General features: G+C 67.2%; 14 protein-coding genes. 10 read left to right on the top strand and 4 right to left on the bottom strand.

Features of this window, described 5'->3' with window-relative positions:
- The 3 genes from ACYVOK_RS34345 to ACYVOK_RS34335 all read left to right on the top strand — a co-directional run.
- On the top strand, window positions 1-647 hold a 647-nt coding region (locus ACYVOK_RS34345; RefSeq protein ID WP_460666779.1), incomplete at its 5' end, for a hypothetical protein.
- 199 nt (window positions 648-846) lie between these two features.
- Entirely contained in the window at window positions 847-1,077 is a 231-nt protein-coding gene (locus tag ACYVOK_RS34340) for an SDR family NAD(P)-dependent oxidoreductase (RefSeq protein ID WP_460666778.1), read from the top strand.
- A gap of 278 nt (window positions 1,078-1,355) precedes the next feature.
- Window positions 1,356-2,144, top strand: a complete 789-nt coding sequence (locus tag ACYVOK_RS34335; RefSeq protein WP_460666777.1) for a phytanoyl-CoA dioxygenase family protein — start codon at window positions 1,356-1,358, stop codon at window positions 2,142-2,144.
- Window positions 2,145-2,526: 382 nt separating this feature from the next.
- Here the strand turns inward: ACYVOK_RS34335 and ACYVOK_RS34330 are convergent, their stop codons facing one another.
- Window positions 2,527-3,618 (bottom strand): epoxide hydrolase family protein, encoded by a 1,092-nt coding sequence (locus ACYVOK_RS34330; protein ID WP_460666776.1) that lies wholly within the window; start codon window positions 3,616-3,618, stop codon window positions 2,527-2,529.
- A 97-nt stretch (window positions 3,619-3,715) separates the two neighbouring features.
- Here ACYVOK_RS34330 and ACYVOK_RS34325 point away from each other — a divergent pair, with 97 nt between their 5' ends.
- Entirely contained in the window at window positions 3,716-4,192 is a 477-nt protein-coding gene (locus tag ACYVOK_RS34325; protein ID WP_460666775.1) for a MarR family winged helix-turn-helix transcriptional regulator, read from the top strand.
- A 104-nt stretch (window positions 4,193-4,296) separates the two neighbouring features.
- Here the strand turns inward: ACYVOK_RS34325 and ACYVOK_RS34320 are convergent, their stop codons facing one another.
- Window positions 4,297-4,716, bottom strand: coding sequence for a MarR family winged helix-turn-helix transcriptional regulator (locus ACYVOK_RS34320; RefSeq protein WP_460666774.1), 420 nt, complete (start codon window positions 4,714-4,716; stop codon window positions 4,297-4,299).
- A 70-nt stretch (window positions 4,717-4,786) separates the two neighbouring features.
- On the opposite strand from ACYVOK_RS34320, the gene ACYVOK_RS34315 reads away from it, so the two are divergent.
- Window positions 4,787-5,872, top strand: a complete 1,086-nt coding sequence (locus ACYVOK_RS34315; RefSeq protein ID WP_460666773.1) for a methyltransferase — start codon at window positions 4,787-4,789, stop codon at window positions 5,870-5,872.
- Window positions 5,873-5,874: 2 nt separating this feature from the next.
- Window positions 5,875-6,273 carry a DUF1304 family protein gene (locus tag ACYVOK_RS34310; protein ID WP_460666772.1) on the top strand — a complete coding sequence of 133 codons (399 nt, stop codon included), beginning with the start codon at window positions 5,875-5,877 and terminating at the stop codon, window positions 6,271-6,273.
- Window positions 6,274-6,385: 112 nt separating this feature from the next.
- On the opposite strand, the gene ACYVOK_RS34305 is transcribed toward ACYVOK_RS34310, so the two are convergent.
- Entirely contained in the window at window positions 6,386-6,970 is a 585-nt protein-coding gene (locus ACYVOK_RS34305) for a TetR/AcrR family transcriptional regulator (RefSeq protein WP_460666771.1), read from the bottom strand.
- 80 nt (window positions 6,971-7,050) lie between these two features.
- Here ACYVOK_RS34305 and ACYVOK_RS34300 point away from each other — a divergent pair, with 80 nt between their 5' ends.
- On the top strand, window positions 7,051-7,284 hold the full coding sequence (locus tag ACYVOK_RS34300) for a hypothetical protein (RefSeq protein ID WP_460666770.1): 234 nt from the start codon (window positions 7,051-7,053) through the stop codon (window positions 7,282-7,284).
- A 71-nt stretch (window positions 7,285-7,355) separates the two neighbouring features.
- Window positions 7,356-7,802: a DUF2269 domain-containing protein gene (locus ACYVOK_RS34295; protein ID WP_460666769.1), complete on the top strand. Its 447-nt coding sequence runs from the start codon at window positions 7,356-7,358 to the stop codon at window positions 7,800-7,802.
- A gap of 20 nt (window positions 7,803-7,822) precedes the next feature.
- Here the strand turns inward: ACYVOK_RS34295 and ACYVOK_RS34290 are convergent, their stop codons facing one another.
- Window positions 7,823-8,665: an alpha/beta fold hydrolase gene (locus ACYVOK_RS34290; protein WP_460666768.1), complete on the bottom strand. Its 843-nt coding sequence runs from the start codon at window positions 8,663-8,665 to the stop codon at window positions 7,823-7,825.
- Window positions 8,666-8,783: 118 nt separating this feature from the next.
- Between ACYVOK_RS34290 and ACYVOK_RS34285 the strand changes: the two genes are divergently transcribed.
- The gene (locus ACYVOK_RS34285; RefSeq protein WP_460666767.1) at window positions 8,784-10,016 is read left to right on the top strand and encodes a L,D-transpeptidase; all 1,233 of its coding nucleotides are present in this window, start codon (window positions 8,784-8,786) and stop codon (window positions 10,014-10,016) included.
- Between the two features lie 128 nt (window positions 10,017-10,144).
- Window positions 10,145-12,040: an ABC transporter ATP-binding protein gene (locus ACYVOK_RS34280; RefSeq protein ID WP_460666766.1), complete on the top strand. Its 1,896-nt coding sequence runs from the start codon at window positions 10,145-10,147 to the stop codon at window positions 12,038-12,040.
- The last annotated feature ends 277 nt before the right edge of the window (window positions 12,041-12,317 follow it).

The following is a 12,317-nucleotide window of genomic DNA, read 5'->3' as shown; positions in this document are numbered from 1 at the left end:
CGACGGAGTCTTACCGGGCCGGACGTGTCATCGTCGGCTCGACGCTCTACGACGCCTCGCTCGTGTACGGCTCCGGGCCGAACCCGGTCACCAGGAAGTCGCCCATCGGCGGTGGCTGGGGCAACTACACCTACATCGAGAACGCGTATTACACGAAGTACCTCGGCGGGCCGAATCCACGGTCGACGTTCTACGGCCTGCGGTCCGACGGAGTCATCAACCGCTGGAAGATCGACCTGAACACCACCCGCTGGGGCAAACCGACCGCATTCGCAGGATTCTCGTCCGTGAAGGCGATGGCGTTGATCGCCGAGACCGCGACGTACGACTCGTTCCTCGCGGTCACTCGCGGCGGTGCGCTCTACACGATCAGGATCCCGCTCGCGTCGTCGGCACCCGTGGTGAAGAAGGTCCGCGCCTCGGGCTGGAGCAGCTTCGAGGTGATCCTGGCAGAGCGCTGCGGCAACTACGGCACGCTGCTCACCGGGATCGACAAGGACAGCGGCAGCGCCTACCTGTACGCCGTCGGCCATGCGAACGGGACCTCGACCGTCATCAGGTCCCTCGGCAAGCTCCCAGGCACCCACCAGGACCCGGTCTACCACCTCGGTACCAACGAAGGCGTCCTGCCGCTCAACGGCGAATGACGCCGCCACGGCCGTGATCCCCCTGCCGGGGGACCACGGCCGTCGCCGTACGCCGGTTGCAGATCGGCTCACCGCCGCATGGGACACCCCACCTGGTCGGCCGTCATGAGTACGCCGTTCGTGGCCGTCGGAAATGTCGGCGGTGTTGACCTTCCGCCGACGGCCGACCAGTCGGCGTGGACAGGAATCGATCGCTGACATGAGGGGTGCAGACGGCCGGACCATGTTGGTGAACAACGTCGGCACCGGAGTGACAGGCCCGATCGAGGGAGCCGATATCGCCCAATGGAAGGCGATGCTCGACGTCAACGTCCTCGGCGTTCTGCACTGCACACATGCGGCGCTGCCGCGGGTCCGAGTAGGGCTTGTCGAACCTGGCATGGTGCTGACCGAACTCGCGGCCGACACGCCGCGCGCAGCCTTCGAGTAGCTCCGTCCGACCGACGTGGCCGATGCGGTGACCTATCTCGTGACCCGCCCTCAGGGAGTCGCGGTGCACGAAATTCTGTTACGTCCCACCGAGCAACTCTGAACACGTGTGGAACGGTGCCAAGAACTCACGGGCATCCGGTCCAACAGCACGGAACCCGCAATCGAACATTGCTCATCCACCTGACACCCCGGCATCGTCGGCCCGAAGCCAAGCCCGCAAGGGGAGTCGGTGAAATGTGATTGACCGTGAGAGATGGATGGCGAAGGCTGCTCGGCATGCTGACAGCTGCCGAAGTGGCGTCGTTCATGAGGGACGGTTTCGTTGTCGTTCGCGGAGCCGTACGCCGTCCGGTGGTCGACGCGTGTCTGGACGCGATCTGGGAGGAACTCGAGGAGCGCGGAATCAGAAGGACCGATCCTGGGTCCTGGAAGACGCCCGTCGAGCGAATCATCTGCCCCGAGGACGGCAACACGGGACATCCGTTCGCCGAGGCGGGCACGGCCGGCGTGCTGTGGGAGGCGTACGACCAGCTGATCGGTCCGGACAAGTGGTGGAAGCGCGAAGGAATGGGCGGCACGATTCCCGTTCGCTTTCCGCATCCCGCTGATCCGGGGGACGCAGGCTGGCACATCGAGGCGAGCTACTTCGACGGCACCGAGTGGCGGGCGAACATCAGGAGTCGCGATCGCGGTCTGCTCTCGCTGTTCCTTCTCACCGATGTAGGCCCCGACGACGCCCCGACACGAATCCGGGTCGGCTCCCACGCCGACGCGGCGCGTGTCCTGGCTCCAGCAGGCGACGGCGGACTCACTCCGGCCGAGTCGGGTCCGCCGATCGTCGAGGCAAGCGCGGACCGCCCTGTCGTCGAGGCCACGGGCGCCGCAGGTGATGTGTACTTGTGCCACCCGTTCCTGGTCCACGCCGCCTCGTGGCCGCACCGCGGTACCAGCCCCCGAATGATCGCCCAGCCGGGCGTCCTCCTCCTGGAGCCCTTCCCCCTGACGGGCCGAGACACCGCCTACCCCGTAGAAGCCGCGATCCTCGTTTCCATCTCCGGCCCGTGAAGCTCCACCGGCCTACGCTTCTGCGGGCTGGTTGTGAAGACCGGCGCGGGTTGTCGGTGGGCGCTGGTAGATCTGGTGTCCGCCGTCCAGCAAGCCGGAGGAGGCTGTGATGCCGAAGCGACCGCGCGCGTGGTGGTCAGTGTGGGTGCCAGTGTCGACGGGAAGGTCGCTCTCACCCGAGACCCACTCTTGATGCACCAGCGGAGTTCGGCGAGCCTCCGACCCAATTGCGGTTGTCGGTACAGACTGACACCGGCGGTTCCGTCCGCCTGCAGTACGCCGTGGCTCGGAGCGGATCACTCACCGGATTCGGTTGGGCCCGGCGGAGTTCGCCGGGCCCATGAGATCGCCAGAGCAGCCGGGCAAGTCGCCACGTCTGCTGCTAGTCGGGCTTGACCTGGGTGAGGAAGAAGTCGCGGACGTCCTCGGCGAGGAGGTCGGGGACCTCCATTGCGGCGAAGTGGCCGCCGCGGTCGAATTCCGACCAGTGCCTGATGTCGTACAGTCGCTCGGCCAGTGGTCGCACCGACTGCGTGATGTCGTGGGCGAACACCGCCACGCCGACCGGCACCTGGCACGGCACGGTCTGCCCCCGTGCGGCATCGTGGTGCAGCCGCGCCGAGGAGGCCGCGGTAGCGGTCAGCCAGTACAGCGAGATGTTGGTGAGCATCCGATCGTCGCTGATCTGCGAGCGCGGGTCGGTCCAGTGCGCGAAGCGCTCCGCGATCCAGACCAGCTGGCCGACCGGCGAGTCGGTTAGCGCGTAGCCGATGGTCTGGGGAGTGAGGGCCTGCAGCGCCTGGTACGGCGGACGGTTCGCCATCAGCTGCTTGACCTTGTCCAGCCGGGCTTGATCCGTTTCGGACAGTTCGATGTCGGCGTTCGGGTCCGGCCGGGTCGGCAGATAGTTGACGTGCACGCCGACGACGTGCTCCGGCGCCACCGCGCCGAGCGCCAGCGATATGCCCGCGCCGAAGTCGCCGCCCTGTGCTCCGTAGCGTTCGTACCCGAGACGGCGCATGAGCTCGGCCCAGGCGCGCGCGATCCGAGTGGCATCCCAGCCGCGCTCGTGGGTCGGCCCGGAGAACCCGTATCCCGGGATGGACGGAATCACCAGGTGGAAGTCGCGTGACAGCGGCTCGATCACGTCGAGGAACTCCAGGAACGACCCCGGCCAGCCGTGGGTGAGGATCAGCGCGAGCGCGTCCGGTTTCGGCGACCGGATGTGCACGAAGTGGATGCTCTGGCCGTCGATCTCGGTGGTGAAGTGCGGAAGCTCGTTGAGTTTCGCCTCGTGCGCACGCCAGTCGTAGCCGGTGCGCCAGTACTCGGCGAGTTCCTTCAGCCGGGTCAGCGGGAAGCCGTAGTCCCAGCCCGCGTCGGCGACCTCGTTGGGCCAGCGGGTGCGGGAGAGCCGGTCGGTCAGGTCGTCGAGGTCGGCCTGCGGGATGTCGATGCGGTACGGCGTGATCATGCTTGGCACTCCAGGGGATTCGTTCGGAGCAGAAACGTTAGTGGCACTAACAAAGGTAGACTGTTAGTGGCACTAACGCAAGAGTGAGAGGACTCCCGTGGGCTCATCCCCTGAATCGACCCCGGCGCGGCTGCGCGTCATTCCCAGCCGCCTGCTCGCCGGGGTCGCGGTGGTCGCCGATCGGCTGGTCGGCGAGCGGCTGGCCGCCGAAGGCGCTCGCAAGTGGCATTTCGCCGTACTGGTCGCGCTCGCCGAGGCCGGCGCCGCGAGTCAGGCCGAACTCAGCCGCCGCACCGGCATCTACCGCAGCGACATGGTTGCCGTCCTCAACGAGCTCGCCGCGGCGGATTGCATCCGCCGTGAACCCGACCCCGTCGACCGCCGCCGCAACGTCATCACCCTCAGTCCGACCGGTCGCCGCCGCCTGGAGCGCCTCGACGCGCTCGTCGCTGACGCCCAGCGCGAACTCCTCGCCCCTCTCACTCCCGCCCAGCAGAAGGAACTCACCCACCTGCTCACGGTCCTGACCGAGCACCACCGCCCTGCGCACCCGGGCCGTGACGACGACATGTGAAGCTCGCCCTCACCCCGGCAGGCTGCGTACGAGGTGGTCGGCTACGCGATCCGCATACTCGCGCCGTGGGCGACAGTCGCTGGTAGGGGTCGGTGGGCGACTGGTCACTGGTAGGGATCGGTGATCTCGCGCAGTTTGGTGAGGGCCTGGCGCAGGGCTGTGGCCAACTCCGGGCCGAGGTGCTCGTTCCAGGTCTGCTCGACGCCCATCACCACCTCGCGGGCCCGATCCGATGCGGTCTGTCCTTTCGGTGTGAACCGGATCAGCCGTGCCCGCCTGTCGGTCGGATCCGGAACGCGCTCGACCAGGCCTTCCTCTTCCAGCGCTGCGACCAGCAGACTCGCGGTCTGCTTGGTGACCTGCGCCTGCTCGGCAAGATCAGTGAGGCGAGAGCCGCCTGCTGCGATCCGCTGGGCGATCCGGGCCTGGGCGCCGGTCACCTGGTAGCCGGCCTCACGCATGGCACGGAGCACCTCGTCGTCCATCGCGCGGTACGCGATGTACATGAGCGTGGCGAGGTCCATACCGCCCCTTGACAGTAGTCAGCCTTCCTGACCATATTGGTCAGTATTGCTGACGATTATAGGGGGTGCGATGACCAGAGTTCCTCCTGTCGGTGTCGTCCGGGCCGCCACCACCATCCGGACCGCGCTGCAGACCCTGACGCGGCGCATGGTTCCGCCGGAGGTCGGCTTGCTGGAGCTCGCCTCGGGATTCGTGGGGACGTACGCCGTCTACGCGGCGGCCAGGCTCCGCATCGCGGACGTCCTGGCGGACGGTCCCTTGTCCGCGGACGACATCGCGGCGGAAACGGGGTCGGACCCTGACGCCACCTATCGGCTTCTGCGCGCCTGCGCCATGTTCGGGGTATTCACCGAGGGGCCCGACGGACGCTTCGGACTCACTCCTCTGGGGAACGGGCTGCGTTCGGGAACCCCTGGCTCGGTGCTGCCCGTCGTTCTGATGCTCGGCGATCCGCAGTATCAGGCTCCGTGGGGCCGGCTGGTCCACTCCGTCGAGACCGGCAGCCCTGCTGCGGACTTGGCTCTCGGCAAGCAGATGTGGGACTACCTGGATGAGAATCCGGAGTTCGCCGCTACGTTCAACAACGCCATGACGTGCGTGACCGAGTTGGACTGGCCGGCCGTCGCAGCGGCGTACGACTTCACGCCGTACTCGACGATCGTCGACATCGGCGGAGGGCACGGGCGCCTTCTCGCGCTCATGCTCGGCGCGTCCCCGAACTCGAAGGGTGTTCTCCAGGAGCGCGAGGCTCTGGTCGGTGCAGCCGAGGCCCATCTCCGTGAGGCAGGGGTCCTCCCTCGCTGTCGGATCGAATCCGGGTCGTTCTTCGAGACGGCTCCGTCCGATGGCGACCTCTACGTGATGCGCCACGTGATCCACGATTTCGACGACGAGCAGGCCGCCGCGATTTTGAGCAACGTACGCCGCCACATGCCGCGGGGTTCGACCCTGTTGCTGTTGGAGAGTGTCGTGCCGCCCGGCAACACGCCGCACTTCGCGAAGACTCTCGACCTCGACATGATGATCTTCGTCGGCGGTCGCGAGCGGACCGAGCGAGAGTTCGGCATGCTGCTCGACCGGGCCGGATTCCGCATCACCCGAGTTCTGCACACGGTCTCGACCATCTCGCTCATCGAAGCCGTGCCGGGCAGGTAGCCATGAACGCAGTTGCGCAGCTCAGTGCCGGCATCGCGGCGCTGGTTCTGATCGCCGTGTTCCCCACGGAGGCCTTCCTGATCGACCGCCCCTGGGTCCAGAAGTTCCTCGGCATCGAACCCCACGGCATCCGGAACGTGCACCTGTGGAGCTTCTGCGTCGGTGCCCGCAATGCACTCGCCGGAGTGGGCACGCTCATCGGGCTCGGGATGGTTCGGTACGGCGACGAGTCGACCGGAACCACCGTGGTGGTCGTCAGCTGCATCTACATGCTGCTCGCCTCGTTGTTCATGGGCGTCGCGGACCTGCTCGGCTACTGGCTTCCTCGCGGAGGAAGCATCCGGGGAACGCTTGCCTCATCCGTCCTGCCGGCCGTCGCCCTGATCGCGATCGCGGTCTAGCGCCTTGCGGCCGCCTGGGCACTGACGCGCGCCCGGATCGGCCAACTCGAGACCGAGGAGAACCAACCTCGATGGGAGGCTTTCCCGTCGGGCGGTCGCCTCGAAGGATGGATCATGTCGTTCGGTCGGGGGTAAGACCGGACATGACGAGCTCGACGAGCTGTTCGAGTGCTTCCGGAGACGAGGCCGCGCCGGCTGCGGTCAGAGCGTGCAGGCAGTATCTGGCGAGGTCGTCGACAGGTGCGTCCCGTCGTACGACGCCCTGCTCGGCAGCCTCGACCAGGACGCCACGAACGAGTTCGTGCAGTCGTGCCGTGTCGCCTTCGGTGGGACCACCTTGGTGCAGGAGCGCCGCGAGTTCCTCGGTGGTGTGCCGACCCCGCTGTTGACAGATTCGCGCGTACCCAGTCAGCACGGCGCGCAGCCTCTGCCGGGCATCGCCGACACTGTCGCGTGTCGCCGCGAGCTCGGCGAGGTGTGCGGCGACCTGACGTTCATGCCAGGCGACGAGGATGGACTTCACGTCCGGGAAGTACTTGTAGAGCGTCGCTCGGCCGACACCGGCTTCGGTGGCGATCTGGGACATCGTCACGCCCAGTGGTCCGTGCTGCGACACGAGCCGCCAGGTGGCGTCGAGCACCGATTCGCGCACCTCGCGGCGATGCGACTCGATGGTGTCCGTCCACAACTTCGGCACGGCTAAAGGCTACAACGCGCCGCTTCATGGACGCTATGTTGGTATGCGACACTTTGTATTGAAAAACGAGGGAGGCGGCGATGGCTGCGCCGGAAGAGCGATCAGGGGACAGTCCGGAGCCGGTGGACCGGGAGCAGTACGCCGGTATGCCTCGTTGGGTGAAGGCACTCGGTCTGGTGGTCCTCCTCGCCGTACTGGTTCTGCTCGGCGTCCATTTGGCCGGAGGGGGAGTGCGGCACGGACCAAGTCACTCCGGATCGCCGGCTGTCATATCGACCGTCGGCCACTCGCAGGTAGATCCGGTGTCATCGTGAGTGGTCCCCGGGTACGACGTTCGTTGCTGCTGATTCACATCGTGTGCTCGCTCGGCTGGGTCGGTGGTGTCGTGGCCTATCTGGCCATCGGAGTCTCGGCCGCGGTGACATCCGATGAGCTCACGATCCGGTCGGCGTGGGTCGCAATGGAGATCATCGGCTGGTATGCCCTGGTCCCGCTGGCGGTGGTGACCGTCGTGACCGGTGTGATGATGTCGCTCATCACACCTTGGGGCCTGTTTCAGCACTATTGGGTGGTTGTCTCGTTGCTGTTCACGGTGATCTCCACGATCGTGTTGATCCTTCACATGCCGGATGTCAGTTCTGCCACAGCGGTGGCGCGCGCCGGTACGTCGGCCGACGTCGCACATCTCGGCTCGGATCTCGCCCACCCTTCCATCGGGCTGGCCATCCTGCTCGTCGTCGCGGTGCTCAACACCTACAAACCCAAGGGCATGACCCGCCGAGGCCAACGCCTCACCCGAAGCCGAACCGCCGCACGACGCCAAGCCGCGTAATCCATCGACCCAATCAGAGGTCAGCCGGTGCGATCCGGCGCTCGGCCGAGAAACTGGCTCAGGAGGGCAGCTGTCTGGTCAGGTACGTCGTCGTGGACCGCATGCCCGGCATCCGGAACCACGCGAACCTCAACCTGGGGAAGCCGGCGGGTGAATCGGTCGAGCAGGCGGATGGGGAAGTATCGGTCCTGTTCGCCCCAGAGGATCAGCACAGGACACGCGACGCGGCCGAGATCCCGCTCGGTGTCGGTCCAGCGCACGGCGCGCTCCACCCGCAACATGTCGCGCCGAAGCCGAGCCGCATCGGGTCCGGATCGCAACGCGTCAGCGGCAGCGCGCAACAGGTGCTCGGAGGGAAGCCTGTCGGCGTGGACGAAGGACTTGCGCATCATGTGCCGGACCGCCGCGACCGTGGTGAACCGCGCGGCCAACTCGCCGATCACCGGCAGCCGCAGGACGCGGAATTCCCAGATGTCAGGTACGTCCAGTCCGCCCGGGGCCAGGAGGGCCAGCCGCTCCACCCGATCGGGATGCAACTCCGCCAGCCGCAGGGCGAAGCCGGCGCCCCAGGAATGTCCGAGGACGGCGGTTCTGGCGATCCCGACGGCGTCGAGAAAACCGGCCAGGGCGTCGGCGATCGCATCGGCGTCGTATCCGAAGTCCGGATCGACGACCCGGGTTCCGCCTTGCCCTGGCGGGTCGACGACGTACGCCGTATGCCGCTCAGCGATCTGCTCGAGCAAGGCGTCGTACGTCAGGCGCCATCCGCCTCCGCCGGCGAGTAGTAGCACCGGAGATCCACTGCCGGCCACGGCGTACCGGAAGCTCACGGGGCCGACCTCGAGCTGGTGTTCGTCGACCATCAGTTTCCTTCACCTTCCCGACGTAACCTGAACACTACTGTCAAAATACGCGGGTGTGCGACGCTGGACATGTCGTGTCCGAACACTGACCGATCCCAGGGAAAAGGGAGTCGTTGACGTGAGTGGAACTGCTCGGGCCCGCGGTGTTGCGGCGGTCATCACGGCGGTCCTGCTGCTCGTGTCGAGCGGCTGTCAGGACACGCCGGCCCAGCAGGGCTCCGGCCCCGGCGGCGAATCTGGGCCGTCGGCGGTGACCTCACCGACACCACAGCCGTCGTCCGCGACACCTGTGGCCGCGCTGGTCGAGGTCACGCCGAAGGACAAGGCGACAAAGGTGACCCCGGCCGATGGCGTCAAGGTGAAGGCGCGGAGCGGTCGGCTCACCGCCGTGACGGTGACCGGTGCCGGCGGCAAACGAGTCGCCGGACGGCTGTCCGAGGACGACGGCTCTTGGGCGTCCACGGTGCCGCTCGACTTCGCCACGCGCTACACCGTGGTCGCGACCACCAAGGACGACGGCGGCGAGGAGAAGACCGCCCGTACGACGTTCACCACGGTCACCCCGAGCAAACGTGTCCACACCGCGGTGGTGCCACTGTCGGGGGAGACGGTGGGTGTCGGACTTCCGATTCAGGTCACATTCAATGCCCGGGTGACCGACCGCGCCGCCGCCGAACGGAATCTGAAGGTCGTGTCCACGCCGGCCGTGCCCGGCTCGTGGCGCTGGATCAGCGACACGAAGGTCCGGTACCGCCCGCAGGCGTACTGGCCGGCGGGAACCAAGGTCACTCTCAAGGTCGGACTCCAGGGGATCAACCTCGGCAAAGGCGTATACGGCGACGAGCAGCGCGACATCTCCTTCAGCGTCGGACGTTCGGTCGTCAGCGTCGTCGACGGGAAGCGGCTTCGGATGACTGTCTTCGTGAGCGGAAAGCCGGTTCGGACCATTCCGGTGACGATGGGAAAGAAGGGCTGGGAGACGCGCAACGGCGTGAAGGTCGCGCTCGAGAAGTTCCCGCTGAAAGTCATGGACGGCACGACGGTGGGCATACCCCGGACAAGCCCGGAGTACTACCGACTGGACGTGCGGTGGGCAGTGCGGATGACGTGGAGCGGCGAGTTCGTCCACGGCGCTCCTTGGTCGGTCGGGTCGCAGGGCACCGCTCGGGTCAGTCATGGCTGCGTCGGGATGAGCTTGGCGAATGCCCAGTGGTACTTCGGTCAGACCAAGCGCGGGGACATCATCCGGGTGGTGAACTCGCCGACCACGCGGTCGATGGAACTCGACAACGGATTCGGCGACTGGAACCTCTCGTGGGCGGCATGGCGGGCGGGCAGTGCCTTGCGATGAAGGTCCACCGGGCCCGGGAAGTCGCTCTGCGATCCCGGCCCCGCGATCAGCGTTCTCGCTGTTGCCCCGTACCCGGGTACGGGGGTTGATGCTGGAAGGATGGGAACTACTCGAACGGTGTACGGACGATGACCGCTGACGCGCCTGTGCCGCAGCTCCCGAGCTGTGAGGATCTGTACGACGAGGCACGCGCCCGGCCGAAGTCTGTTCGCCTGTTGCCCAGCATCATGCGCGACGCGGTCCGGCTGGTGTGGTCCGCGGCGCCACGGGAGCTGACGATCAGCGTGGTGCTCAAGCTGGTCAACGGTGCCGGGCTGGCGCTGGTGTTCCTGCTGGGCAAGAACCTGATGGCGCTGCTGCTCACCGACGGACCGCTGCCGCGAACCGTCGACGTGCTGCCGAAGGTCGTCCTCGTTGCCGCGCTGATCTCCGTGCTGGGGCTGATCGCCGCGGGGGGACGGGAGGTCCGCGAGGTACTGTCCGAGACGGTTGTGCGGCATGCCAAGGAACGCATCGTCGACGTGTCTGCGGCCGTCGAGTTGCAGGCCTACGAGAACCCTGCCTTTCACAACCGCCTGGCGCGCGCCGCGAACAGCCCGCATCGCCCCATCCAGCTCGTCGACGGCCTGATCGGCGCTGTCGGCGCGCTGGCCGGCGTCGCCGGCATCATCGCCGCACTGCTGGCGATCCAGCCGTGGCTGGTGCCGGTGGTGCTCGCCGCGGCTGTCCCGCTCACCGCCGGTGTACTCAAGGCCGGGCAGTCGCTGTTCGGGTTTCACCTCCGGATGACCGCCGCCACCCGCGCCCGCAACTATCTGTTCGAGCTACTGACGGGCAAACCGTCAGCCACCGAGGTCCGGGCGTTCGGCCTCACCGCCCATCTGCTGCGCCGCCACGGCGACCTGTACGACGCACACATGGCCGAACTGCGCCGCAGCGCACGCCAGCGGTTCCGGCTCGCCGTCGCCGGCAACCTCGCCCTTGCCGCCACCCTCGCGGCGGCGATCGCCGTACTGCTGCACCTCGCTCTGTCCGGGCGGATCGCGCTGGCCGACGCGGCGACCGCCGGCGCCGCGCTGCTTGTCCTCGCCGAACGCACCATGATGACCGTGATGAGTGTCGGCGACATCTACGAGTCCGGCCTGTTCGTCGAGGACTTCACCTCCTTCCTCGCCTTCGGACCCGCAGCCATCGCCGCCCGGCCGTCACGGCCCGCGCCGACACGCTTCCAGCGGCTTGCCGTCGACAACGTCACTTTCACCTACCCCGCCGCGACCGACCCGGCACTGCGCGACGTCTCGCTGCAGATCAACGCCGGCGAGGTGATTGCGCTCGTCGGCGAGAACGGCTCCGGCAAGACCACCCTCGCCAAGCTGCTGTGCCGCCTCTATCTACCGCAGCACGGCACCATCCGCTGGGACGACACCGACACCGCCACAGTCGACCCGGACGACCTGCGCCGCAACGTCGCCGTCATCTTCCAGGACTTCCTGCATTACGCACTCACCGCACGGGAAAACATCGGGTTCGGCTCGGTGGACCTCATCGAGGACATCCCGGCTGTGCGGGCGGCCGCGCGCCGGGCTGGGGTCGACCGGACGATCCTCGGTCTGCCGGACGGCTACGAGACCATCCTGTCCCCGGAATACGCCGGTGGGCGCGACCTGTCCATCGGTCAATGGCAGCGCGTCGCGCTGGCCAGAGCGTTCATCCGCGACGCACCGCTGGTCATCCTCGACGAGCCCACGGCCGCGCTCGATCCGCGCGCGGAACACGATCTGTTCGCCAGCATCCGCACCCTGTACGCCGGCCGCACCGTCCTGCTCATCTCACACCGCTACTCCACCGTGCGAGCCGCGGACCGCATCTACGTACTGCGCGACGGCCAGATCGCCGAGCACGGCAGCCACAACGAACTGATGGCCGCCGAAGGTCACTACGCCGAACTCTTCACCCTCCAAGCGGCCGCCTACACCAACACCAAACAACGCACCCCTGACGACGACCTCCCCACCGTCAAGTGACACACCACCGCCCTGCCTCGGTCGTTCCACGCCTGTTCGATCAACTCGCGTGGCGGCATCATCACCGGCGACAACAGTCCGGTCGGCGGGGAACCGTCGACTCACACGTCGGTCGGTACGTCGGCCCGCACACCGCGGCGCGCGTGGAGTTCTGGATCGAACCTCACCAGAGCCGCCCCGTGCCCGTGTTGATCGGGACAGCCTCGATGGTTCCTGACCTGAGGTACGCCGTCCCGCCGGGACAGTGGGGCCTGGTCATCGAGCTGCAGACTGACAG

The organism is Kribbella swartbergensis, assembly GCF_054784135.1.
This window is presented reverse-complemented; position numbering and strand designations above follow the sequence as displayed.